The sequence below is a fragment of the Enterococcus sp. DIV0774 genome (assembly GCF_050539095.1).
In the GTDB taxonomy this organism is placed as follows: Bacteria; Bacillota; Bacilli; order Lactobacillales; family Enterococcaceae; genus Enterococcus; species Enterococcus faecalis.
The window spans coordinates 186,391-212,500 of record NZ_CP172923.1 but is presented as its reverse complement, the minus strand read 5'-3'; the positions used below and the strand labels follow the sequence as shown (position 1 = coordinate 212,500).

Sequence of the window (26,110 nt, the reverse complement as noted above, 5' to 3'; positions counted from 1 at the left end):
AACCCCAACAAGCAAGCTTGTTGGTTTGGGCTCTTCCCGTTTCGCTCGCCGCTACTCAGGGAATCGAATTTTCTTTCTCTTCCTGCAGGTACTAAGATGTTTCAGTTCTCTGCGTCTACCTCTAATCAGCTATGTATTCACTGAAAAGTAATATCCTATAAAAGATATTGGGTTCCCCCATTCGGAAATCTCTGGATCATAGCTTACTTACAGCTCCCCAAAGCATATCGGTGTTAGTCCCGTCCTTCATCGGCTCCTAGTGCCAAGGCATCCACCGTGCGCCCTTATTCACTTAACCTTATCAACCTTACGGTTGGGTCTTGATCACTTCTTCTAGCGATAGAAGGTTAATCAATAAATAAGCAATTGAACTTATTAAAAAACTCATTCAACGCGGTGTTCTCGGTTTGTTTTGATTCTTTTTACTTCAATATCCAGTTTTCAATGAACGAATGTTTTGAGAGTAGACCTCTCAAAACTGAACAAAGTAAAGACGAAATGTGTATTTCCGTAATATTCCTTAGAAAGGAGGTGATCCAGCCGCACCTTCCGATACGGCTACCTTGTTACGACTTCACCCCAATCATCTATCCCACCTTAGGCGGCTGGCTCCAAAAAGGTTACCTCACCGACTTCGGGTGTTACAAACTCTCGTGGTGTGACGGGCGGTGTGTACAAGGCCCGGGAACGTATTCACCGCGGCGTGCTGATCCGCGATTACTAGCGATTCCGGCTTCATGCAGGCGAGTTGCAGCCTGCAATCCGAACTGAGAGAAGCTTTAAGAGATTTGCATGACCTCGCGGTCTAGCGACTCGTTGTACTTCCCATTGTAGCACGTGTGTAGCCCAGGTCATAAGGGGCATGATGATTTGACGTCATCCCCACCTTCCTCCGGTTTGTCACCGGCAGTCTCGCTAGAGTGCCCAACTAAATGATGGCAACTAACAATAAGGGTTGCGCTCGTTGCGGGACTTAACCCAACATCTCACGACACGAGCTGACGACAACCATGCACCACCTGTCACTTTGTCCCCGAAGGGAAAGCTCTATCTCTAGAGTGGTCAAAGGATGTCAAGACCTGGTAAGGTTCTTCGCGTTGCTTCGAATTAAACCACATGCTCCACCGCTTGTGCGGGCCCCCGTCAATTCCTTTGAGTTTCAACCTTGCGGTCGTACTCCCCAGGCGGAGTGCTTAATGCGTTTGCTGCAGCACTGAAGGGCGGAAACCCTCCAACACTTAGCACTCATCGTTTACGGCGTGGACTACCAGGGTATCTAATCCTGTTTGCTCCCCACGCTTTCGAGCCTCAGCGTCAGTTACAGACCAGAGAGCCGCCTTCGCCACTGGTGTTCCTCCATATATCTACGCATTTCACCGCTACACATGGAATTCCACTCTCCTCTTCTGCACTCAAGTCTCCCAGTTTCCAATGACCCTCCCCGGTTGAGCCGGGGGCTTTCACATCAGACTTAAGAAACCGCCTGCGCTCGCTTTACGCCCAATAAATCCGGACAACGCTTGCCACCTACGTATTACCGCGGCTGCTGGCACGTAGTTAGCCGTGGCTTTCTGGTTAGATACCGTCAGGGGACGTTCAGTTACTAACGTCCTTGTTCTTCTCTAACAACAGAGTTTTACGATCCGAAAACCTTCTTCACTCACGCGGCGTTGCTCGGTCAGACTTTCGTCCATTGCCGAAGATTCCCTACTGCTGCCTCCCGTAGGAGTCTGGGCCGTGTCTCAGTCCCAGTGTGGCCGATCACCCTCTCAGGTCGGCTATGCATCGTGGCCTTGGTGAGCCGTTACCTCACCAACTAGCTAATGCACCGCGGGTCCATCCATCAGCGACACCCGAAAGCGCCTTTCACTCTTATGCCATGCGGCATAAACTGTTATGCGGTATTAGCACCTGTTTCCAAGTGTTATCCCCCTCTGATGGGTAGGTTACCCACGTGTTACTCACCCGTCCGCCACTCCTCTTTCCAATTGAGTGCAAGCACTCGGGAGGAAAGAAGCGTTCGACTTGCATGTATTAGGCACGCCGCCAGCGTTCGTCCTGAGCCAGGATCAAACTCTCATAATAAAAGTTAGAACAATCTTGCGATTGTTAAGCTCAATTTGTTTGCTAGCATATTGCTTGCTTGTTAAAAATGTTTGTTGTCTTGAATTGAATCAAGACGCCCTACACATTTGGTTCGTCTATTCTTTGTTCAGTTTTCAAAGGTCTACGTTACCTCGCAGCAACTTTTATATCATAACAAACTTCCGTTTGAATGTCAAGAACTTTTTTGAAAAAGTTTTTTTAAGTTGTTTTGCTCGGTTGTTGTCGTCTGTTGTGACAACTTCTATATCTTATCATCTCGTTTGTTATTTGTCAACAACTTTTTTGTTGTTTTTTCAAACTTTTTTCGAGAGATTTGAAATCAAGAATTGTTATTTAATTATTGATTTCTGAATCGCTCAGCTGTGTGACTCGCCTTGCGACATGTAATAATATACCAAGATTTCAAGCATTGGTCAATCATTATTTTCACTTTTTTTAAACTTTTTTTCAATACCGATTATTCTTTCTTATTCGATTAGATAAAGTTCGTTTTTTTATCAGATTACCCATTCTTTTTATTACCCATCTTCGATTTTTTTAGAAAAAAAGAATTGGTTTCAATTGTTTTTCTATTCTTTTTTTATTTAATTTTTTGCGAATAAAAAAAAAAAGATGCCCTTAAGGGCATCTTTTTTTATCTCATTGTTGGGAATAGCAAGACATCACGAATTGATTGTGCATCGGTTAATAACATAACTAGTCGATCAATCCCAATACCTAATCCTCCGGTTGGTGGCAAGCCATATTCTAAGGCTTCGATGAAATCTTCATCTACTCCGTGTGCTTCATCATTTCCTTGTTCCCGTTCTTTTTCTTGTTCTTCAAAACGTTCACGTTGGTCAATCGGATCATTTAATTCTGTAAATGCATTAGCAAACTCTTTTCCGATAATAAATAGTTCAAAGCGGTCAGTGAAACGACCATCTTCTGGATTTTTCTTCGCTAATGGTGAAACAGCGACTGGGTGACCATAAATAAATGTTGGTTGTTGCAATGTATCTTCTACAAATGTTTCGAAAAATTCATTAATGATATGACCGACTGTCATAGCATCTGTAATTTCAACATTATGTTCTTTAGCCAACGTACGGGCTTCTTCTATCGTCATCTCTTGCCAAAAATCTACGCCCGTTTGTTCTTTGACCGCATCTACCATGTGTAGACGTTTGAAAGGACTACCTAAATCAACCGCTTGACCATCGTACGTGATATCAGTAGTTCCTAAGACTTTTTCCGCAGCATTACGGATAATTCCCTCTGTTAAATCCATCACATCTTGATAATCAGTATAAGCGGTATAAGCTTCTAGCATTGTAAATTCTGGGTTATGAGTGGTATCGATTCCTTCATTACGGAAGACACGACCAATTTCATATACTTTTTCCATGCCACCGACAATTAAACGTTTTAAATGTAACTCTAGTGCAATGCGTAAGTATAAGTCCATATCTAATGCATTATGGTGTGTGATAAATGGACGAGCAGCAGCTCCTCCTGCTTCGTTATGCAAGACAGGCGTTTCTACTTCGACATAGCCATTGCCATCTAGATAACGACGGATTTCGCTAATAATTTGACTGCGTTTCATGAAACGATCAAAGCTTTCTTTGTTACTGATTAAATCCAAATAGCGTTGACGATAGCGTTGTTCCACATTCGTTAATCCATGGTATTTATCTGGCAACGGACGCAAAGCTTTAGTTAATAACGTAATTGTTTGAGCTTTAACAGTAACTTCCCCCGTATTGGTTTTCATTACTTGACCTGTCACACCAAAGAAGTCGCCTAAGTCAGCATGTTTAAATAGTTCATAGGCTTCGTCTCCAACTTGGTCCTTCCGAACATAAATTTGAATTTGGCCTTCACGGTCTTGCAAATGGGCGAAACCAGCTTTTCCTTTACCACGTTTTGTCATCATACGTCCAGCAACGCTGACTTCTGTATTCATTTCACTAAGTTCTTCTTTTGTATGATTATCATATTGTTCATGAAGTTCTGCTGAATTATGAGTGCGATCGAAACGTTTACCGAAAGGATCAATCCCTTCTTCACGTAAAGCTTCCATTTTTTCGCGGCGCACGAGCATTTGATCATTTAAATCCTCTAAATGCGCTTGTTGTTCTTCTGCCACTGTTGTTCCTCCATTCTTGATTTTAACCTATCCTAATAATGCCACAGTAATTCGAAAAAAAGCAAGCCGAATTTTACTTTCGGCTTGAATTTTTTATTCTTCTATAGTAGTTACAGCAACTTTGGAAATCTTCTCTACAAAGGCATCAAGTAAATCGACAACTGCTTGTTGTGTTTCAACTTGGTTAATCGCAACTTTGACTTTGGCCGCTCGCGAGATTCCTTTTAGATAGTAAGAAGCATGTTGGCGAAACTCACGGACCGCAATTTTTTCACCTTTTAAATCCACTAATCGTTGTAAATGAACTTTTGCAATGTTAATTTTTTCAGCTGGTGAAGGCTCAGGCATCAATTCACCCGTTTCCAAGTATTCTTTCGTCCGTTGAATCATCCAAGGATTGCCCAAAGCAGCTCGACCAATCATCACACCATCCGCTCCAACATATTCTAACATGCGTTTAGCATCTTCAGGCGTTTTGACATCGCCATTTCCCATAAAAGGAATGGTTAAATGCTTTTTCACTTCCTTTAAAACGTCCCAGTTGGCTGTCCCTTCGTACATTTGGACACGTGTCCGACCATGCATAGCAATTGCCGAAGCGCCTGCTTGTTCGGCAGCCAAAGCGTTGTCTACAGCATATAGATGATCTTCATCCCAGCCTGTTCGCATTTTTACAGTGACAGGCAAAGAAACTGCCGAAGAGACTGCGTGAACCATCTCATGCACTTTATTCGGATCCAGCAACCATTTCGCACCAGCTTCAGCTTTAATTATTTTATTGACAGGGCAACCCATGTTAATATCAATAATCGCCGCTTGCGTATTTTCTTCCACAAACTTAGCAGCTTCCACTAATGTTTCTTTATCTCCACCAAAAATTTGTACACTTAAAGGATATTCTCGCTCATCAATATATAGCATTTCTAAGGTTTTTTTGTTTCTTAATTTAATCCCTTTATCGCTAATCATTTCACAAACGACTAATCCTGCGCCAAATTCTTTTACAGTCACACGAAAAGCGGCGTTACTAATACCCGCCATCGGAGCTACGACAACACGGTTGGGGATTTCAACGTCTCCAATTTTCCACATAGTCTTTCCTCCTACTTTTGTTTCGTATTGCGAATCGCTTCATCGCGAAGTTCAATTAATTCTTCTTCACTATAGTGATATTTATTGTTACAGAATTGACAAACTGCTTCTGCTCCATGATCTTCATCAATCATCGCATTTAATTCATCGATCCCAACAGCAATCAAAGCGGTCGCAAATTTTTCTTTGGAACAGTCACATTTAAATTGTACAGGCATTTTTTCTAAAATTTCTACTTCGTCTTCTCCCAATAAGCGATACAAGACTTGTTCAGGTGTTTCTCCATTTTCTAGTAATTGTGAAATTGGTGGCACTTCCGCTAGACGCTGTTCAATAAAATCAATGGTACTTTCATCGGCACCTGGCATTACTTGAATCATAAAACCACCGGCTGCTTTCACAGATTCATCCGTGTCCACCAATACACCTAAACCGATAGCTGAAGGAACTTGTTCAGAGACCGCCATAAAATATGTAAAGTCTTCACCGATTTCACCAGAAACAATAGGTGTTTGTCCAGAAAAGGTTTCTTTTAATCCTAAATCTTTAATGACTGTGAAAATTCCTTCGTTACCGACAGCGCCACGTACATCAATTTTACCTGTTGCATTCAACTTTAAGCTGACATGTGGATTTTTAATGTAGCCTTTTGTTTCTCCACGGCCATTACTATCGACAATAATAGCGCCAGCTGGGCCATTTCCTTGTACTTTTACAGTTAATTTATCGTCACCTTTTAAAGTCGCTCCTAGTAAAAGGGCTCCAATCAATGTGCGCCCTAACGCTGCGGTAGAAGAACTCCATGTATCATGTCTTCTTTGCGCTTCGCTAACAGTTTCAGTGGCACTGATGGCATATGCTCGAATTGAACCTTTATAACAAAGGGCTTTTACTAAATAATCTTCCATTCTTTTTCCTCTTCTCTTGGTGCTTTTTTGTCCATTAGTCAGATAATACTAGGAATCAGGTGTTTTTTCAACCAAATAATCTTCCTTCTATAGAATATCTTAATATTATAGAAGGTGCAGTATTCGTCAACTCGACAAATACTACACCTTCTACTAATTGGTTATTTATAACGATCTTCGTAGTTATTGCGATCATATTCAGAATTGGAATCTGAATCTTTTTTCTCTTCAGATTGGACTTCTTTTTCTGTTTGTTCGCTTTCTACTTTGACTTCTTCTGCTTCATCATGTAATTCTTTTTTCGCTTCTTCAAAGTCTTGTTTTTCTTCAACTTGTTTTTGCGCTTCTTTTTCTTCTAAAGCACGTTTTGCTTCTTCGAATGTTTGCGCTTCTTTTTCACTAGGGTAGTCGCTGTCAGCACCTTCAGGCATTTTACCTGTTTCAAATAATGATTTGATTGCTTTTGCATCTAATGTTTCATATTCTAATAGTTTTTCAGCGATTAGTTTATGTTGTTCACGGTGCGCTTCGATAATTTCATGCGCTTTTGTATGAGCATCCATTAAGATACGACGAACTTCCTGATCGATTTCAAACGCCACTTGTTCTGAGTAAGCTTTTGTTTGACCATAATCACGACCGACAAAGACTTGATGGTTTCCTTCATATTGAACAGGTCCTAATTTGTCGCTCATTCCATATTCCGTTACCATGCTACGGGCAATCCCTGTTGCTTGTTCAAAGTCATTTGAAGCCCCTGTTGATTGAACGCCAAAGATAATTTCTTCTGCTGTACGTCCACCAAGTAAGCCAACGATTTGTTCAAACATATCTTCTTTAGTCATTAAGAATTGATCTTCTTTTGGTAAAGCAATCATATAACCGCCTGCGCGACCACGAGGGATAATCGTTACTTTGTGGACAACACGAGCACGGCTTAAGACTAAACCAACAATTGTGTGTCCTGCTTCATGGTAAGCCACCATTTCGCGTTCTTTCTTATTAATCACGCGATCTTTTTTAGCTGGACCAGCAATTACGCGGTCTTCGGCTTCATCCACATCAGAAGCATCAATTTTTTTCTTGTTACGACGAGCGGCAACTAAGGCTGCTTCGTTTAAGACATTTTCTAAATCAGCACCAGCAAAACCTGGTGTTTGTTGTGCAACAACTTTCAAATCAACGTCATCAGCTAACGGTTTGTTTTTCGCATGAACACGTAAAATCGCTTCACGACCTTTGACATCTGGACGTCCTACCAAGATTTGGCGGTCAAAACGACCTGGACGTAACAACGCTGGGTCTAACACGTCTGAACGGTTCGTTGCAGCAATTACGATAACTCCTTCATTGCCATCAAAACCATCCATCTCAACTAATAATTGGTTAAGGGTTTGTTCACGTTCGTCGTGTCCGCCACCCATACCAGCACCACGTTGACGACCAACTGCATCGATTTCATCGATAAAGATAATCGCAGGCGCGTTTTTCTTCGCTGTTTCAAATAAATCCCGGACACGGCTAGCACCGACCCCGACAAACATTTCAACGAAATCTGAACCTGAGATTGAGTAAAATGGCACACCTGCTTCACCTGCTACGGCTTTAGCAAGTAACGTTTTACCAGTCCCTGGAGGTCCTTCTAATAGTACGCCCGCAGGAATCCGTGCGCCTAATTCAGCGAAACGACGTGGATCTTTTAAGAATTCCACTACTTCAACTAATTCTTGTTTTTCTTCTTCCGCACCAGCTACATCTGAGAAGCGGACACGGTTAGCTTTTTTATCGGCTTCTTTGGCTTTTGATTTACCGAAGTTCATCACACGGCCACCGCCGCCACCGCCACCGCCTTGTTGGCTCATCATCATGTAGAAGAAGAAGAAAATAATCACTAATGGTAAGAAACTAAACAACAGTGACAACCAAGCACCACTTGTTGATTGTTCTTTGACAACTAGCTTCACCTTGTTATTTTGTGCCGCATCTTGAATGCCAGCTAAGGTTGTATCACTAGGTAAAACGGTTGTTGTGAAGCCTTTTGACGACGCTTGCGTTGAGCCCCACAATGACAGACCACCTGTGTCTTTCACTTCTTGTTTTTCTTTATACTGACCTTCAATCCGGTAAACCCCATTGGTTGGTTGAATGGTCATGTCTTTGACTTTTCCGTCTTCCAATTGTTGTTGGAAGGTTGAGTAATCGATGTCTGGCGATTGTTGGTTGTTATTTCCAAAAATGAAATAGACAACCATGACCATGGCAAGTACTACTAAGACGTAGTATAAACCATTTTTCATGCCATTATTCTTTTTGTTCATGCCTGTCCTCCTTATGCTCATCATTACAATTCATGTTATTCTTTTATCAATCCTGACCTTTACATTGTAACACAATTAATTCCTTGATAGATATTAATTTGATTCGTAAACTTCAGGTTTTAAAACGCCAATATAAGGCAAGTTGCGGTACGTTTCTGCATAGTCTAATCCGTAACCGACCACAAACTCATTGGGCACATCAAACCCTACGTAGTCAGCTTTAATGTCTACTACACGGCCTTCTGGTTTATCTAATAAGGTAACAATTTTCACAGATGCAGCTTTACGGTATCTAAACAAATCTACTAAATACGCTAATGTACGACCACTATCGATGATATCTTCTACGATTAAAATATGTCTACCTTCGACATTTGTGTCCAAGTCTTTGACAATTTTTACTTCGCCTGAAGAAACTGTCGCGTTGCCGTAGCTAGATACATCCATAAAGTCCAATTCTAAATAAGTATTGATTTCACGAGTCAAATCAGCCATAAATGGTACTGCACCTTTTAAAATACCGACCACTAAAGGATTTTTCCCTTGATATTCTTCTGTCAGTTGCTTGCCAAGCTCTGCAGACTTCGCAAGAATTTCTTCTTTGGAGATTAGGACTTTCTCAATATCTTTTTCTATCATAGTGCGCTCCTTTCAGCATTACTCCTTTGTCTTAAAAAGGAGTCTGTAGTGTATTTTATCAGTTTCTAAAGGAATACTCAAATAGGAATTTGCAAATTTTGGTACCCAAATGATTTCCTCTTGCTCATCCGTAATGACCCAAGCACTCTCTCTCGCTTCATTTGGCACTTTTTGATCAATAAAAACTCTGCTTAATTTTTTCGTAAACCCTGGTTTTAATGTAATCCGATCACCACTTTGGCGATGACGAACGGTCAAAGGTGTGGCTGTGGTCAACGGGATTGCCAACAACTGGCCCGTCCATTGATTAATCTCTTCAGGAAGAGGAAACGGTTTGTCTGTCGCAATTAATCCTAGCCACTCGGTTTCCGATAAATAAATCCCCGCACCAGGTACTAATAAATGTGTAACTTCTTCTCGCAGTGCTGCCTGTTTTTGTTCTAAGCATAGCCAATCATAACTTTTAGCTAGTTGCCATTGCTGTTCTAACATAACCGAGCCTTGCGGTTGCCGTTCATCATTCAAAACTTTTAAAATTTGTGTCATCTGGCGTTGGTTTAACGAAACCCCTAATGGCACTAATGTTTTTTGGAAAAACGCGGTTAAAAAGAAGTGCTGGTACGCAGGCGTTTCTTTTAATAATCTCTTCAAAGGAATGCGCCAGCCTTGTTTGGTTGGTTCTACGGCTTCAGATAATTGAGGCTCAATTTGTTCTTGAATAAATTCTTGGGCAAAACGTTGTTCATTACTAAAAGAAGCAATCTGATCTAAGAATTGCGGATTTTCCTGCTTTAATAGCGGCAAAACCTGATTACGGAGTCGATTTCTCAAATATTCATTGGTTTGGTTCGTTTCGTCCTCAAAATAAACGAATGCTTGGCGCTGTGCAAATTGATACAATTCTTCTTTTGGATAAATAAGTAACGGACGAATCAATTCCCCTGTCGCAAAAGGACGTCTCTCTTTAATGCCTGCGGAATGGGAAAAATTAGTTCCTCGAATCAGCTTCATTAAAATCGTTTCCGCTTGATCGTCTAGATGATGTGCCGTCATTAAGACCGCCGCACCTTCAATTTCCATGACTTCTTTAAAAAATTCATAACGAAATGTGCGCGCTTTTGCTTCTAAATTCCGTTGCTTTTCAGGGTCTTCCCAACGCGTTTCATAATACGTCAGCTCTCGCTGCTGACAATAGGTAGCGAGATATTGCGCTTCCTGTGCCGACGCTTCTCGCAATTGATGATTGACGTGTGCAACAACCAATTGTAATTGTTCTTTTTCTGCCACCTGTTCCATTAACGTCAAAAGGGCCATGGAGTCTACACCACCAGAAACGGCGACCACGATTGTTTGATGCGGTTGCCAAAATCCTTGTTCTTTTCCTCGTTTATAAAACTGCCAAAACATTGTTCGCCCTTCTTTCTTCCTTAGAATAAAAGAGGAACCGAGAAATAACCCATTCGTTATCCCCAGTCCCCCTATTTGTTTGTGCTTAGCCGCGACGTCCGCCACGTCCGCCACGTTTGCCTTCAGTATTACGTTTTAATGAAGATAAACGGTCATCACTATCTTTCAAGAAAGAGCTCATCAATGAGTCAAAATCTTGTTTATTGTTATTGTTATTTGCTTGTGGTTTATTGAAAGGCTTTTTGCCCCCTGCGCGTGGATTACGGTCACGATTCTCATAATTGTTTTCACGACGTTGAAATTCACGTTTTGGTTGTTGCCCTTCTGCTGGCTCTTGTGCTTTACGGATCGATAAGCCAATTTTGCCGTCGTCACCAACTGAGGTTACTTTCACTGTTACTTCGTCACCTACTGTTAATACATCATGAATATCTTTAACGAATCCATTAGACACTTCACTGATGTGTACTAACCCAGTTTTTCCTTCTCCTAAATCAATAAATGCACCAAAGTTAGTAATCCCTGACACTTTTCCTGGCAATTTAGCTCCTACTTCGATTGACATAAAAAAATTGTTCCTCCTATTTTTTCCCTAATTATAATTGCAGTTTATTCAGCTGAAGACTTAGTTGTTTCAGTTGAAGACTGTGATTGACTATTTTTTTCTGAACTGCTCTTGCTTTCTTCCGCTCCAGAAGTCTGTGTTTTTTTCATTTGTTCTGGTGTGGGATAAATCTGTTCGCCTTCTTTTGAGAGAAGGAAACGGCTACGTGCTAATTTTGCCACATAATCATCATCTTTTAACAAAGCAACGTCTTTTTTTAGATCCTTGACCTTCTTATCAACTGCTACGGATTCAGCAATTGCATCTGCTCGTTCTTGTTTGAAAGCACCTAAGCGATGATAATCTTTCATCAATTGGATGCCAGAAAAGGCAAAAATAATGAAGGCCACGAGAAAAATCGCTGCCAAGCGTCTGCGTCTAAAAATCAATTGTTTCTGTTGTTTTTGGAATTCGACATACTGTTCTTTCGTGTAGTCATTTTCCAATGCCGCAACTTTCTTCGAGTTTTTTTCATTCTTTCCCATCGTCTCGCTCCACTCGCTTTGGATTGTCCGTTTTATTATACCAACATCTAAGAACCTTGTCTAATGTTAATTTCAGAGAAGTTAAAGAAAATCAAGCTTTTTTCTAAAATATTCTTTGCTTTTGAAATAACAGTGGTTGATTTATTAATTTTTTTCAAAAGCGGCGCGTCTGTTTCATTAAAACGCTGAAAGGATGAAGCGCTTGGAATATTCATCTTTTCAATGAACTTGCCAAGCGCTCCATCCTCACCTGCTTATTCTTCAGAGACACGTGTTTCTGATTTTATTTCATACATTTTTGTGGCATCTTCTTTTTTCGTAGAGTCATTTAGTTGCAGGACTTCTACTTCTAAAATTCTGTTCCCAAATTGAATTTTGACAAGGTCACCAATCTTCACAGTACTAGAAGATTTGGCTAAGACTCCGTTGATTTGAATCCGACCTTTATCAGCGACTTCTTTGGCAACTGTTCTTCTTTTAATAATGCGAGAAACTTTTAAAAATTTATCTAACCGCATCACATTCACCTCTTTTATTTTTTTTGTCTCATCCGTAAAATTTTTGCGCCATACGGTAAACTTAACCATTCACGTATCGTAAATAATTCTAACTTAATGATGGTGCTAATAAAAACTGTACCACCCACTGCAACACCTATAACTGTAACGAAAAACGCTTGACTTCGGTGATGCACACCTTGGAACAAGATGGAGATAATTCCTTGATAGACCAGTAATGACAGCATCATGATTGCTAAACTAAGCAACAGTTTTTTCAAAAAGTTTCGTTCTCGAACAAAACAATTAATCGCTGCATCCGATTGTCGGACTAAAACGAATAACGTCGCTAGTAACCCAAGAATAGTAGACCAACTAGCACCTAATGTTCCCCAACGAATGGTGAAAAAGCCCGTTGTCAGTAACTTCACTAATAAGCCCACACCAGCTGCCACTAAAGGACCTTTAAAACGATTGCGACTTTGTTCAATACTTTGGTAGGCCTGAATAATGGCCATAAAAGCGATGGATAAAACATACACCCCTAAAACATCGTTGCCTTTATAATCTTTAAAAAGCGTAAAGTTCATGTACGGCAATAACATCATCAGACCAATCGAAGCCGCCGATGCCAAGGTTGTGGTAAGACGCAAAAAGATTTTTGCAACTTGTAAAAATTGTTGACGGTCTTTTTTCATAAAATATTTTGTCAAACCTGGTAAAAAGGTCGAGCTTAAAGCTAAAGCAATTACCAATCCTAATTGAACTAGTGGTTGTCCTCTATCAAAGACCCCTTTGTCCACTTTCGCAGCTAAATCAGAGAGCCCGAAAAGCATGAGAGCATTTTTTACTTTAAAGGAATCAATTAATTGAAATAGAATCAGAAAAGCACTATATAAAGAGACCAAACCACCCTCAATCATTAAACGTTTAAATAGTCCTGTGGTTTGAGGCATAATCTTCCATTGATGCAAGTATTCCGTACTTCCACTAAGAATTTTTCGATTGTAGTACCATAAGACAAGTACCGCTAAGACACCGCCAGCCAACGCACCACTCATGGCCACCGTCCCCGTTTGGTAAATGGAGCCACCAAAGTAATGATAGGACAACGCAGCTACTAGAATAACCCCAACACGCACAAACTGTTCCATCACCTGTGAAATACCACTAGGCACCATCAACAAATGACCTTGAAAATTTCCACGATAGAAGGAAAGAATTGGAACGAGTAAAAAGGTAAAGGAAACAACTTCCATTAATGGTTGGAGTGCAGCATCCCCCATACTAATAGCAATTTCTTGACTACCAAAGAAAAAGAAGGCCCAACAAGCAATCGCTAACCATAACACATAGGGATATAGTTGGCGCAACACTTGTTTTTGACTCCGAATATCTGGTTGTTCAGCAACAATTTTGGAAATAAATTGCGGTAAGCCTGACAATGCTAATGTCATCGCAATCCCATAGATTGGATAAACTTGCTGATACACGTAAAATCCTTCATCCCCTACAAAGTTCTGAAAAGGAACGCGATAAAACGCACTCAACACTTTTGCAATGAAGGAAGCAATGGTTAACACAACGGCACCTTGCATCATTCGCTGCATTTCTTTTTGTGCCATCTTCTAGGCCTCCTTTTAAAGGGAATCCGTTTCTTGCGAATGTTTGTATTTTTCTTGTCGCAATGCGGTTGTAAAAGTAGCAATTTCTTGAATCCAAACAGCTTCTTTACAATCTTTCGGCAACTTCAAGGAAATAGTCATTTGTTCTTTCTCAACTGCTAGATCCGCTTTTAAGCTGGTTGCCGATAACGCTTCAAACAACTGCTCCACAGAGTATGTTTTTGTGCCAATTTTACTTAACACAAACTTGACTTTTTGGTCGCGTTTACGAATACTTTCTAACAAGGCACGGTCGCCATCCATTTTGATACGGCCAGTGGTTAATAAATGCGCCACTTCGTCAGGATACTCTCCAAAGCGGTCTAACAAGTCCGCTTCTAATTCTTCGTACATATCCATATTTTCTAATTGACGAATCCGTTTATAAATTTCAATTTTTTGTCGTTCGTCTGTAATATACGTTCCTGGAATATAAGCATCAATGCCCAAATCAATCTCAACAGACGTTTTTTGGTCTTGGATATTTTTTCCTTGTTTACGAGCAACTGCCTCAGATAACATCTGTGAGTACATATCAAACCCAACCGAATCAATGAAGCCATGTTGTTGGGCACCAAGAAGGTTTCCGGCCCCTCGAATGGAAAGGTCACGCATCGCAATTTTGAACCCAGAACCTAATTCCGTAAAATCTTTAATTGCTTCTAAACGTTTCTCACTAACTTCGTTTAGGATTTTTTGCTGTTCGTACATAAAATAAGCATAGGCCACTCGATTGCTACGCCCCACACGACCACGTAATTGATACAACGTAGATAAGCCCATGTAGTCCGCATTTTCTACAAACAAGGTATTAGCATTAGGAATATCTACTCCTGTTTCAATAATCGTTGTAGTGACTAATATATCATATTGTCCTTCAATAAAATCAAACAAAGTATTCTCCAGCTGTACTTCTGTCATTTGACCATGTGCATACGCAATTCGTGCGTCTGGAACTAGTGCTTGTAACTCTTCAACTTTTCGTTCAATCGTATCTACTCGATTGTATAAATAAAAGACTTGGCCATCTCGGGCCATTTCTCGCTCAATCGCTTCCCGAATCGCCCCAGGATTATTTTCCATGACATACGTTTGGATCGGATAACGATTCTCTGGTGGGGTTTCGATGACGGATAAATCACGGACACCTAGCATCGACATATGAAGGGTCCTTGGGATTGGCGTTGCTGTTAACGTCAAGACATCCACTTGTGAACGCAATTGTTTTAGTCGTTCTTTATGTTTCACTCCAAACCGTTGTTCCTCATCAATAATCAACAAGCCTAAATCACTAAAATTAATATCTTGCGACAATAAACGATGGGTACCAACCACAATATCTACTTGGCCATGTTTAATTTTTTCAATTGTTTCATTTTGCTGTTTTTTCGTGCGGAAACGACTTAATAAACCAATTTCTACAGGAAAGCCCTCAAACCGCTCTTGAATCGTTTCGTAATGTTGTTGCGCTAAAATAGTTGTTGGCACTAAAAAGGCGACCTGTTTATTGTTGCTAACAGCTTTGAAGGCCGCTCGTAAAGCCACTTCTGTTTTACCAAACCCTACATCGCCAACTAACAAACGATCCATTGGTCGAGATTTTTCCATGTCGTGTTTAATTTCGGCAGCACTACGTAATTGATCATCTGTTTCAGAATACGGAAAAGCCTCTTCAAATTCTTTTTGATACGCATCATCTGGCGGAAAAGCATAACCTTTTTCCGACTCTCTTGTCGCATAAAGTAAGATTAAATCATCCGCGATATCTTCAATTTTCGAAGCAACTTTTCGTTTGGTTTTCGTCCATTCACTGCCGCCCAGCTTGTTGATTTTCGGCGTTTTAGACTCGGAAGCAACGAACTTTTGAATCAAGTTCAATTGTGTTACTGGAATAAATAACTTGTCATCATTTTGGTACAAGATAGTCATGTAATCTTGATGAACCCCATCAACTTCTAAGGTTTCCATACCAATATATTTACCAATCCCGTGATTCGCATGAACAACATAATCGCCCGTTTTTAAGTCGCTATAACTTTTCAAACGTTCCGCATTAGAGATTGTTTGACGACGTGCCCGTTTTTTGGTCGTTGTATGAAAAATTTCTTTTTCCGTAATCGCCACGAGCTTGTTTTTAGGTAATTCAAACCCTGTTTGTAATGCCCCTTGGACAATTTGGACATGCCCATCTAACAACTGATCCCAATTGCTTACTACGCTAGGTATGTCAAAGTCCTGAAATAGCTCTTCGACTTTTTGAATCCGTTCTTTCGTAGGAACAAAAACAACGACCGTTTGGTTTTGCTTTTGCCAACGGTCCACTTCCGCTTTTAGCAACGGCATTTGACCGAAGAATTGTTGCATTGAACGATATTGGAAATTATGGACTTCTTGGAAACGAAGATTCCCCATTCCTTTTTGAAAAAGTGAAAAGAAGGTCGTATTTCGTGCAGTTTTTCGCAATTGATCATGAAAGTCTACGCCAAAAGTTTGTTCAGAAAACACGCGCATTTCTTCAATTTTCAGGGTTTGCCATTCCGCTTCCTCTCTAGCGATTTCTCGCTCCGTTTCCATCATACGAGAATAATCATCCACAAAAAGCAAACTATTTTCTGGTAAATAATCTAACAGCGTAGTTTTTTGTTGGTACAGAAAATCTGTATAATAGTGAGCATTTTCTGTAGGAATCCCTTGTTCCCAAGAAGACAGCAACTGACCAAAATATTCTTCTAAAAAATCGGTCTCCGTTTGATCTTTAGCTGTCGCTAAACGTTTTTCTAGAGCATCTTGTAACCTCGTCATGCCATGATTCATATCTGCCTTTGAGAATACTAAATCAGTCATTGGTGAAATCGTTACTTCTTCAAGATTTTCTAATGAACGTTGGGTATCTGCTTCAAAATAACGGATTGAGTCAATTTCAACATCAAACAGTTCCACCCGAACAGGGTATTCGGCATTTAGCGGATAGACATCAACAATGCTTCCGCGAATACTAAATTCGCCGGGCTTTCCGACCATCGATTGGCGTTCATAGCCCATTAACACTAAGCGTTGCGCGAGGATTTCAGGTTCTACTTCTGTCCCGATTTCCCAATGAAGTTGCGCATTTTGCCACGTTTCTTTCGTTGGCAAATATTTTCGTAGTCCAGCTACTGGCACGACCACGATTCCTGCATTCGCTGTCATCAGGAAATTTAACGCACTCACTCGATCTGCGCGCGCTTCTGGTGAAGAAAAGGCCATTTCGGCGGATAACACTTCATCTACTGGAAATAGATGAACTTGTTCTGAAGGTAAAATATTTAAAAAATCATCTACTAATTGATTGGCATAGTATAGGTTTGGGACCGCAATAACAATTTTTTGATGCGTCTTTTGTAAAGCGCCTGCCATCAGTAATGTTTTAGCAGAGCCTGATAACCCAGTAATTAGTTGGCGCGTTCCTGTTGTCATTAGTTGACTGCGCCATGATTTAGCAATTTCTGTTTGGCTAATTCGTTCGATAATATTCAAACAAGGGCCCTCCTTTCTGCTATTTTCCATTAAATTGATTCATTGTTTCAACAAACGTATGTCCTTCACATGCATATAAAGCGGCATCGGCTGCTTTCTTTACAGCAAGTAACATCTCTTCGTGTGTTTCTTTGGGAAAAGTGCTTAGTACATGGTGGATAACTGTATCATTTTTTGAGGGCCGACCAATGCCAATTTTAATTCTAGGAAAGACATTTGTTCCTAAATGGGCAATCAGACTTTTTATCCCATTGTGGCCGCCAGCACTACCTTTTTGCCGTAAACGAATTTTACCGACCTCTAAGTCTAAGTCATCATAAATAACAATCAAGTCTTCCTCATCTACCCCAAAGTAGGTCAACAACGGACCAACAGAGCGACCTGATTCATTCATAAATGTTAATGGTTTCACTAACAATACTTTCTCAGTCCCTATAAAAAACTCTGCAATATCTGCTTCAAAATTACTATTATTAAACGAAACATTTTGCCGATACGCAATTTCATCTAGCGTAATAAAGCCAATGTTGTGTTTTGTTTCTTTGTATTTACTACCGGGATTTCCCAGTCCTACGATTACTTTCATCTTTCATTCTCCTTGGATTATAAGCTTGCCAACACAAAATGGCTGGGAAGCGTATGCGCTACCCAGTTTTATTCATTATACCATAGAAATAAAAAAACTCGCAGTCTTTGAAGATTAAGAAAGATGTAAAAAAATTTTTTTAGAAATTTAAATATGCGTAAGATAGTGAAATTACGCACATGTAAGAGCTACCATTTTGAAACAGGTCTGAAAACTGTATCATTTTTACAATCAAAGTTCGTGACATTTTTTACAAACCATGTTACTATCACTTTAGCAACAGGAAATAAAAACTCGTTGCTCACGAAAAAGAATGTAGAGGAAGGAATGGTACACATGACTGCAGCCGCAGGGAATAAAGATCACCAAAAAGTAATTTTAGTCGGGGACGGTGCCGTAGGTTCTAGCTATGCCTTTGCTTTAGTAACTCAGAATATTGCTCAAGAAGTTGGGATTATTGATATTAATGTACCAAAAACTGAAGGAGACGCGTTGGACTTATCTCACGCATTAGCATTTACTTCTCCTAAAAAAATCTATGCTGCTACTTATGACGATTGCCATGATGCAGACTTAGTTGTCTTAACAGCTGGTGCGCCTCAAAAACCAGGCGAAACTCGTTTAGACTTAGTTCATAAAAACTTGAAAATTAATAAAGAAATCGTTACAACAATTGTTGATTCTGGTTTCAACGGTATCTTCTTAGTTGCCGCAAACCCAGTCGACATTTTGACTTATTCAACTTGGAAATTCTCTGGCTTCCCGAAAGAACGAGTAATCGGTTCAGGAACTTCACTAGATTCTGCTCGTTTCCGTCAAGCAATTGCCGAATTAGTTGATGTTGATGCACGAAATGTCCATGCCTACATCTTAGGGGAACACGGAGATACAGAATTCCCAGTTTGGTCACATGCGAATGTCGCTGGCTTACAAATTTACGAATGGGTGAAAAATAATCCTGACGTCGATGAAGAAGCAATGGTTAATTTATTCTTCAACGTACGCGACGCTGCTTACACAATCATCGAGAAAAAAGGAGCTACTTTCTATGGAATCGCGGTTGCACTAGCGCGTATCACTAAAGCTATCCTAAACGATGAAAACTCTGTGTTACCATTATCTGTTTATTTAGAAGGTGAATATGGTCAAAACGATATTTATATCGGTGCACCAGCGATCATCAACCGCCAAGGAGTTAAACAAGTCATTGAAATTCCATTAACAGATGCTGAACAAGAAAAAATGGAAGCTTCTGCTTCTGCATTAAAAGAAGTTATTGAAACAGCTTTTGCTAAATTTGAAGCAGAAGAAGCAAAATAACTACTTCTATAATAGTCGAAAATTGAAAATAACCAAGAGTGACCACTATTGTTACTCCGCTTTAAAGCCTGGTACAAAAATCCAAAGTGATTTTTGCACCAGGCTTTACTTTTAATCTGTTTTACTTTACTCATCACTCAACTTTTTAAAAAAATTATTGTTTTGTTTAGCTCGAAAAATAACAATAACCAAAAATAAGTTTGTTATCTAAAATTCACTACACTACTTAATACAGCCCATCTGCTTCTTCTTTTGTCACAATGTAAATATTTTTCATTTGCGTATAAGCATCTAGCATTGATTTATGCGTTTCTCGACCAATTCCTGATTTTTTATAACCGCCAAATGGCGCGCCCGCAGGCAATTGATTGTATGTGTTGACCCACATCCGACCTGTCCGTACACCACGAGCAACCCGTAATGCCACATTGATATCTTGAGAAAAGACGGCACCACCTAGACCATATTCAGAATCATTAGCTAAACGAATGACTTCTTCTTCCGTTTCAAATTTAATCACTGTTGCAACAGGACCAAAGATTTCTTCTTGGGCCACGCACATTGTATTCGTGCCATTCGCTAATAACGTAGGTGCTAAAAATGCCCCCTTGTCTAGCCCATTTTCTGTTAAACGTTGCCCACCAGTAATCAGTGTAGCTCCTTCCTTCACACCAATTTCGACATATTTTAAAATTTCTTCCAATTGATGCTCATTGATCTGAGCGCCCATTTCAACATCTTTTTCCCACGGGAAACCAACGTTCACTTGTTCAAATTTTTCCTTTAAAGCTTCTACAAATTGATCATAAATACCTGACTGAACGAACACACGAGACCCAGCACAACAAACTTGCCCTTGGTTGAATAAAATTCCTAACTGCACACCTTCTAATGCTCGTTCCCAATTGGCATCTTCAAAAATAATGTTGGCTGATTTTCCACCAAGTTCTAAAGTGGCTGGAATTAGGCGGTCGGCCGCGGCTTTAGCGACAGTGTACCCCACCTCTGTTGAGCCTGTAAAAGCTAGCTTATCAAAACCTGGATGTGCCAACATATAATTTCCTGAATCAGAACCACGACCGGTGATTAAATTCACTACTCCTTTCGGCAAGACTTGATCAAAAATTTTAAACAATTCCAACAGACTTAATGATGTGCTCGAGGACGGATGAATCACAACCGTATTACCTGCTGCCAACGCTGGCGCTAATTTCCAAGCGCCCATTAATAAGGGGAAATTCCACGGAATAATTTGACCCACAACACCGATAGGTTCTTTCACAACAATGGATAACGTATCCTTATCAAATTCTTTGACAGACCCTTCTTCTCCACGAATCACACTAGCAAAATACCGAAAATGGTCTGCACTGGCAGGAACATCAATCGATTGCGTTTCCCGAAGCGGTTTTCCATTATCTAAAGTCTCCACCATAGCCAAATGTTCTTGATTTTCTTCAATCAAATCAGCAATTTTCAATAAAAGATTGCTTCTTGTTACAACATCAACATCTTTCCATGTCTGAAACGCTTCTTGAGCTGCTTCTACAGCTCGATCCACATCTTCATTTGTGGCATCAACAAATTCTGCTAATTTTTCGCCATTACTAGGATTGTAACTAGCAATCATTTTGTTACCACTACCTGTTGTCCACTCTCCATTAATATACAATTGATAGCTACTGGCAACTACTTGATTTATTTCTTTTTTACTCATTTACCCACCTCTTTTTTTATTTTTGTATCCGCTTACAATTATAAGACATCTTTCACCTAAAAGTAAATGATTCTACCTAAAAAAAATATAGCTCTCAGCGACTGTTGCTAACTCATCCCGACCTGAAGTCTCCTGGCAATAACTGAATGTATTAAACTTTATTGGAGAGAACTTTTGCCACAAAAAAAGCTAGCACTGAAGAATTAAAATTGCTTCTTCAGTGCTAGCTTTGATTTTTCCAACTCATTCGTTCTTATTGACAAAGAGCTGATTTTTTTATTTATCTTTTGGAACGATATAGTTCATTAAATGTGTTTGATCGGCTGAGATTGTACGTGTCGAAACAACGTTTAATCCCTTCACGTTCATTTCAGAAATTAAGATGCTACCATCTTTAAAGACTTTTTCCACAAACGCGACATGACCATAAGTATTGTCTGCGCCTAAAACGCCAGCTGGGAAGGAAACCGCTGCGCCTGCTTTTGGTGTACGACTTACTTTGTACCCGCGTGCACGACCTGTTTCGCCCCAATCTTGACCATTCCCCATTGTTAAGTCCACACGTTTACCTAATTGCGTAATACGGTTGTAGACATATTGTGTACAGTTGCCCCAAGCATAACTATTAAAGGTGTCATAGTTTTTGCCATTATAGGCTGGGAAATTTGATTCCATTGGTTCAACGGTTGCTTTTTCTTTATCATAATAAGTTAAATCGTATGTTTTAATTAACGCATTTAATTTCTTATGGTAATCTTTGTCCGTTGCGTATTTTCCTGTTAGGAAACGTGTCGCTTCTTTGTATGATTTGGCTTCCGTTTTCCAGACACCATGATAGAAATCTTTATTGGAATCTAAACCATTTTTCAATAATTTCGCATAATCTTCCATTGATTCTTTATACGTTGGATATTGACGGAATTTTGCTTCTACTGTGTATAGGTTACCGAAACCATTGTCTTCATAGGTAATAAAAGAAACAGATTGACCTTTGTAATCGCCTTTAATACCAAACAAATTGTAGTTTGGTTTCTGGCTTAATTTACTATTGCCGCTGCCACTTTCTAAAATTGCTTGAGCAATCATCACACTAGCATATAAGTTTTTGTCCTTGGCCACTTTCCGAGCAGATTCACCGATTTCTTGAATAAACTCTTCTGTCTTCTTCGTTTTGCTGACCGTAAACGTCTCATCGTCTTCCACTAACCCAACCGTTTCATTTGTAACCGGTGGGACTATTTCGGGCTGCGGTGTTGACGCTGCTGGTTGTTCTACTGGCTTTTCAGCTGGCGCTGTTGGTGTCACTGGTTTCGCCGGCTGTTTTGATTCAGAAGTACTCGTGCCAGGTTTTGGCTGTTCTTTAGAAGAACTTGGTGTAGTCGTCGGCGTGGTACTTGATTCAGTTGTACTTGTTGACGTAGAATCTGTGGTTGACTCTGTTGCACTCGTTGAGGTGGAGTCAGTAGTCGATTCTGTCGTACTTGTGGATGTTGAATCCGTTGTGGAATCTGTCGTTTCGGTTCCTGACGTTTCCGTGGACTCCGTGGTTGCAGATTCACTTGATTCGGTTGAACTTTCTGTTTCAGTTGTTGATTCTTCTGTCGCTTCTGTTGTTTCACTAGTCGCTGTCGTTTCAGTGGCTTCAGCAGTTGTTGCTTCTGCGGTTGTTTCTGCAACAGAACTATTTTCAGCTACCAAGTTATTACCTTCTGCAAATGCACCTACTGGCATTGATGAACCTAAAAGTAATAAGGTAGAGAACAGGGCAAATTGTTTTTTCATACTCATTCTCCTTTTTTATTTTTCTCCATTTATTTTTATGTACCAACATATATAATTGACATAGTTATTGTTTAAATGGCTCCTTTTTTAATAGTATACTGTTTCATAAAAAATTTCTAGCAAAAAGTTAAAAAAATAGAAGAAAATTCACAAATTCTTCTATCTTTTTTTGGTAATTTTCTAAGAAAAAAAAGAAAGGGCTTGAACAAACATCAATGTCCTCTCTTTTTCTCGTTATCCTTCAAACAAAATACTTTTTTTTCGAAGTGCCTCTTTGATTTCTTGGAAAGTTTCTTCGTCTGCACAGCGAATAGTATGCAGATGGATGCCTCCTGTTAAAACTGATAGTAATGTAGCATGCTCTTTTTGATACTTGTCCATAAATTTATCAATATCTTTCTCTGATTGAATGCGCAAACTGCCAATTAATTCCCCATAAAGCGGATGTGCAATACTCACATCTACCACTTCTCCACCTTTGGCAACAATGACTGACAATTCTTCTCTCGTTTGTTCAGGTGTATGTTGACAAGCAATTTTCCGTTCAATTCCTTCTAAAGGTTGTTCCAACATATACCCTCGAGCTGTTGCGACAATTTCGACCCCTGTCGCCCGTAATAGAGCGACATCTCCTACAATAATTTGTCTGCTGACATCAAAAGCTTTTGCAAAACGAGTGGCACTAATTGGCTTTTCGGTCTCTCTTAATCTTTTAACAATCTCTCTTCTTCTGATTTCTCCATCCACGACCTTCGCCTCACTCTCCTAAATGTTTTTCTTGGAAACGTTTAGAGGCGTCCATAATTCCCTGGAAAGTCTCAGATAATGTCTCTTCATAATCGGCATTTTCAACATGATTCAGAATAGTTTCTAATACTTGTTGTTCTCTTTCAGAATCAAAAACCGCATGACCTGCTTTCTTTTTCACTGCAGCAATCTCTGCGACGACGTCCATCCGCTGTTCTAATAAACGGACCAGTTCCTTATCGATTTGGTTAATCTTTGCTCGTTGTTGTTCTAAAGAAGTTGTTGGGGCGTCATCTTCAGTCAATTCTTTAATTATCCGTGCTGGATTACCTGCGATCACACAGTTTTCTGGGAACGATTTAGTCACAACAGCACCTGCTGCCACCACTACATTATCGCCTAATGTTACGCCAGGAAGGACAATCGCTCCACCGCCAATCCAAACATTGTTGCCAATGATAATTCGTTTCCCTGATTCCATTCCGCTATTACGCTTAGCCGCTTGTAATGGATGCTCGGCTGTATAAAGTTGCACATTGGGGCCAAACATACAGTTATCGCCAATTTCAATTGGACAAACATCTAAAAAAACGTTATTAAAATTGGCATAGAAATTTTTTCCCACAGAAATGTTGTAGCCATAATCAAATTGAATCATCGGTTCGATGTACGTCCCGACACCCACTTTTCCAAACGTTTCTTCTATTAATTGACGACGAATATATGTGTCTGGTTGTTGGTTAATTAACGCCATTTGTTCACGGGCTTTTTTGCGATCAGCCACTAATTCAGGATCTGAGGCAAAATATAGTGCACCTGCGATCATTTTTTCTTTTTCTGATTTAAATTCTTCCATTCCGTTACTCCTTTATCGTTAATTCTGCAAATATCGTTTCGGCTTTCGCTTCTAAAAAATAATAAGGTTGTTGTAAAAATAGCGGCGTTTGATTAATGGCTAAAATAGCTGCCGTTGGTTGTTTATAATGAATCAAATCACAAAATGGATGCACTTGAAAACTCGTGCCGACAATCACGATTAAGTCGGCAGAAGCAACGGCCTGAATGGCTTTTTCGATTGCCTCTTCGGATAGTCCTTCTTCATACAAAGTAATAGCTGGACGGATTTGTCCATGACAATCAGCGTGCCGATCACTAAGCAAATAGTCTTGCCAAGGAACCGTTGCACCACAAGTTTGGCAATAACATTCATATAAATTACCATGAAAGTCCACCACTTCTTGGCTACCTGCTTTTCGATGAAGCCCATCAATATTTTGTGAAACAATTTTTCCCCGTTTCATTTGCTCTAATTGGGCCATTTTCTGGTGAATGATATTAGGTTGTGCGTCTGGATGATAGAGCGTTTTAACGAATTGATAAAACTTTTCTGGCTCTGTTTTTAAGCAAGTCCGGCTCAATAAGTATTCCGGTTGCTGGATTCCTTGATAGACACCTTTTAAGGAACGATAATCTGGCACACCTGAGGCTGTCGAGATACCCGCACCTGTTAAAAATGTGATTTTTTGTTGGGTTGCCAACCAATGAATTGCCTCGGCTTGCGTGATATCTTGCATATCGATTCAGCTCCTAATCTTCTATATTATAACGTATTTTAACATTAGCACCAAAAGTTTTTCCACTTTTTGAAAACTTCTTACCTATATATTGATTTATCTTGAAAGAGTTTGTGACAAATTTCTCAACTCGTGGTAAAATATGCATGAGTAAAAGTGAGGTGAAACAACAATGGTCGCATTTATTATTTATTGGGCTGCAATTATTGCCTGCATCGCTTGGGGCGTTTTAAGCATTTGGTTCTCTGTTTTTTATCTTTCTCGTAAAGAAAACGGAAATCTTTGGGCTTTTGCGTTCTTCAACGTTATCGCTATTATCGCCTTAGCAATTGTTTTATTAGTTTACAAAACTTGGGATTTCGGTATCTTAACTTACTCAAGTCTAATTTATACAATTTTAGCTTCTTTAGGTGTATTGACTGTTCTTCAAGCTATTTTAGGTCGTGAACCAAAAGCTGTCAAAGCTTAAGTAAAAAGCAACTGTTCCTTTAGGAATGGTTGCTTTTTTCGTATTAGTTTCTATTTCGTAGGGAAAATGTTACGCTAATTTCATGGTGTTTGTGTCCTCTTGATAAATTCCTTTGCTGGAACATATTGACTTTCTTCTGGATTTATCCTAAAATTAATAACTGAATTTAATAACTGAATAGTGCCTCAAAAAAGAGGTAGAGGTCGCGGTTTTTATTACGCTTGTGGAGTGAGAGGACACTGGGAAGCAAGTTTAGGATCAATCGCCGAAATGCATAACGGAGCCTCTTCTGTTGTGTGTTGGGACGTAAGTTAAGAGCTTGCGGACTGTCTTAGTAGTGATGCTAAGTTGTGCTATGTTTCGTTGAGGAATTTTTTTCGACATTACCTAGCAACCTTACATCTGTTTGGTTGTTTTTTTGTATTCAAAAATAGGTTGTGACAGAAGTATTCTCCTTTAAAAAGACAGAATCGCTTTTGCTCAGCTGATTATCAAAGCTTGTTGATTGAAAAAAGACAAAACGATCAATCAGACAAGAAATTTAAAGG

General features: G+C 39.9%; 19 protein-coding genes, 2 rRNA genes and 1 riboswitch (1 of these 22 cut by a window edge). Of the genes, 2 read left to right on the top strand and 19 right to left on the bottom strand.

Annotated features, from left to right (window positions below):
- From IGL86_RS01040 to pth, 14 genes are all read right to left on the bottom strand, one after another.
- Positions 1–298: ribosomal RNA gene (locus IGL86_RS01040) — 23S ribosomal RNA — on the bottom strand (it extends 2,615 nt beyond the left edge of the window).
- Positions 299–524: 226 nt separating this feature from the next.
- Positions 525–2,085: ribosomal RNA gene (locus IGL86_RS01035) — 16S ribosomal RNA — on the bottom strand.
- Together the 16S and 23S rRNA genes form the textbook arrangement of a ribosomal RNA operon.
- Before the next feature lie 655 nt (positions 2,086–2,740).
- Positions 2,741–4,237, bottom strand: a complete 1,497-nt coding sequence (lysS, locus tag IGL86_RS01030; protein WP_010707990.1) for a lysine--tRNA ligase — start codon at positions 4,235–4,237, stop codon at positions 2,741–2,743.
- Between the two features lie 93 nt (positions 4,238–4,330).
- A complete protein-coding gene (dusB, locus tag IGL86_RS01025) occupies positions 4,331–5,329 on the bottom strand; it encodes a tRNA dihydrouridine synthase DusB (RefSeq protein WP_002356263.1) in 999 nt (332 codons plus the stop codon).
- Positions 5,330–5,340: 11 nt separating this feature from the next.
- A complete protein-coding gene (gene hslO, locus IGL86_RS01020; RefSeq protein ID WP_002359370.1) occupies positions 5,341–6,237 on the bottom strand; it encodes an Hsp33 family molecular chaperone HslO in 897 nt (298 codons plus the stop codon).
- A gap of 161 nt (positions 6,238–6,398) precedes the next feature.
- Entirely contained in the window at positions 6,399–8,555 is a 2,157-nt protein-coding gene (gene ftsH / locus IGL86_RS01015; RefSeq protein WP_002363441.1) for an ATP-dependent zinc metalloprotease FtsH, read from the bottom strand.
- A gap of 93 nt (positions 8,556–8,648) precedes the next feature.
- The gene (hpt, locus tag IGL86_RS01010; protein ID WP_002356260.1) at positions 8,649–9,194 is read right to left on the bottom strand and encodes a hypoxanthine phosphoribosyltransferase; all 546 of its coding nucleotides are present in this window, start codon (positions 9,192–9,194) and stop codon (positions 8,649–8,651) included.
- Positions 9,195–9,212: 18 nt separating this feature from the next.
- Complete coding sequence (tilS, locus tag IGL86_RS01005) at positions 9,213–10,601, bottom strand: tRNA lysidine(34) synthetase TilS (RefSeq protein ID WP_002379219.1); 1,389 nt, start codon at positions 10,599–10,601, stop codon at positions 9,213–9,215.
- An 85-nt stretch (positions 10,602–10,686) separates the two neighbouring features.
- Positions 10,687–11,166 (bottom strand): S1 domain-containing RNA-binding protein, encoded by a 480-nt coding sequence (locus tag IGL86_RS01000; protein WP_002356258.1) that lies wholly within the window; start codon positions 11,164–11,166, stop codon positions 10,687–10,689.
- Positions 11,167–11,210: 44 nt separating this feature from the next.
- On the bottom strand, positions 11,211–11,690 hold the full coding sequence (locus tag IGL86_RS00995) for an FtsB family cell division protein (RefSeq protein WP_002356257.1): 480 nt from the start codon (positions 11,688–11,690) through the stop codon (positions 11,211–11,213).
- Positions 11,691–11,944: 254 nt separating this feature from the next.
- Positions 11,945–12,208 (bottom strand): RNA-binding S4 domain-containing protein, encoded by a 264-nt coding sequence (locus tag IGL86_RS00990; RefSeq protein WP_002356255.1) that lies wholly within the window; start codon positions 12,206–12,208, stop codon positions 11,945–11,947.
- A gap of 14 nt (positions 12,209–12,222) precedes the next feature.
- Entirely contained in the window at positions 12,223–13,812 is a 1,590-nt protein-coding gene (locus IGL86_RS00985; protein ID WP_033625611.1) for a putative polysaccharide biosynthesis protein, read from the bottom strand.
- 15 nt (positions 13,813–13,827) lie between these two features.
- Positions 13,828–17,367 carry a transcription-repair coupling factor gene (gene mfd / locus IGL86_RS00980; RefSeq protein ID WP_010828506.1) on the bottom strand — a complete coding sequence of 1,180 codons (3,540 nt, stop codon included), beginning with the start codon at positions 17,365–17,367 and terminating at the stop codon, positions 13,828–13,830.
- Positions 17,368–17,386: 19 nt separating this feature from the next.
- Positions 17,387–17,953 (bottom strand): aminoacyl-tRNA hydrolase, encoded by a 567-nt coding sequence (gene pth, locus IGL86_RS00975; protein ID WP_002361556.1) that lies wholly within the window; start codon positions 17,951–17,953, stop codon positions 17,387–17,389.
- A gap of 336 nt (positions 17,954–18,289) precedes the next feature.
- Between pth and IGL86_RS00970 the strand changes: the two genes are divergently transcribed.
- Positions 18,290–19,273: an L-lactate dehydrogenase gene (locus IGL86_RS00970; protein ID WP_002356251.1), complete on the top strand. Its 984-nt coding sequence runs from the start codon at positions 18,290–18,292 to the stop codon at positions 19,271–19,273.
- 226 nt (positions 19,274–19,499) lie between these two features.
- Here the strand turns inward: IGL86_RS00970 and IGL86_RS00965 are convergent, their stop codons facing one another.
- From IGL86_RS00965 to IGL86_RS00945, 5 genes are all read right to left on the bottom strand, one after another.
- A complete protein-coding gene (locus tag IGL86_RS00965; protein WP_033625612.1) occupies positions 19,500–20,990 on the bottom strand; it encodes an aldehyde dehydrogenase family protein in 1,491 nt (496 codons plus the stop codon).
- 276 nt (positions 20,991–21,266) lie between these two features.
- The gene (locus IGL86_RS00960; protein WP_016616712.1) at positions 21,267–22,778 is read right to left on the bottom strand and encodes a glucosaminidase domain-containing protein; all 1,512 of its coding nucleotides are present in this window, start codon (positions 22,776–22,778) and stop codon (positions 21,267–21,269) included.
- Positions 22,779–23,006: 228 nt separating this feature from the next.
- Entirely contained in the window at positions 23,007–23,519 is a 513-nt protein-coding gene (locus tag IGL86_RS00955; RefSeq protein WP_033625613.1) for a transcription repressor NadR, read from the bottom strand.
- A 10-nt stretch (positions 23,520–23,529) separates the two neighbouring features.
- A complete protein-coding gene (locus IGL86_RS00950) occupies positions 23,530–24,375 on the bottom strand; it encodes a chorismate mutase (RefSeq protein ID WP_010823379.1) in 846 nt (281 codons plus the stop codon).
- Positions 24,376–24,379: 4 nt separating this feature from the next.
- Positions 24,380–25,093 carry an NAD-dependent protein deacylase gene (locus IGL86_RS00945; RefSeq protein ID WP_002390258.1) on the bottom strand — a complete coding sequence of 238 codons (714 nt, stop codon included), beginning with the start codon at positions 25,091–25,093 and terminating at the stop codon, positions 24,380–24,382.
- A gap of 172 nt (positions 25,094–25,265) precedes the next feature.
- Between IGL86_RS00945 and IGL86_RS00940 the strand changes: the two genes are divergently transcribed.
- Complete coding sequence (locus IGL86_RS00940) at positions 25,266–25,562, top strand: hypothetical protein (RefSeq protein ID WP_002356244.1); 297 nt, start codon at positions 25,266–25,268, stop codon at positions 25,560–25,562.
- A 189-nt stretch (positions 25,563–25,751) separates the two neighbouring features.
- Positions 25,752–25,926, top strand: a riboswitch (Lysine riboswitch).
- The last annotated feature ends 184 nt before the right edge of the window (positions 25,927–26,110 follow it).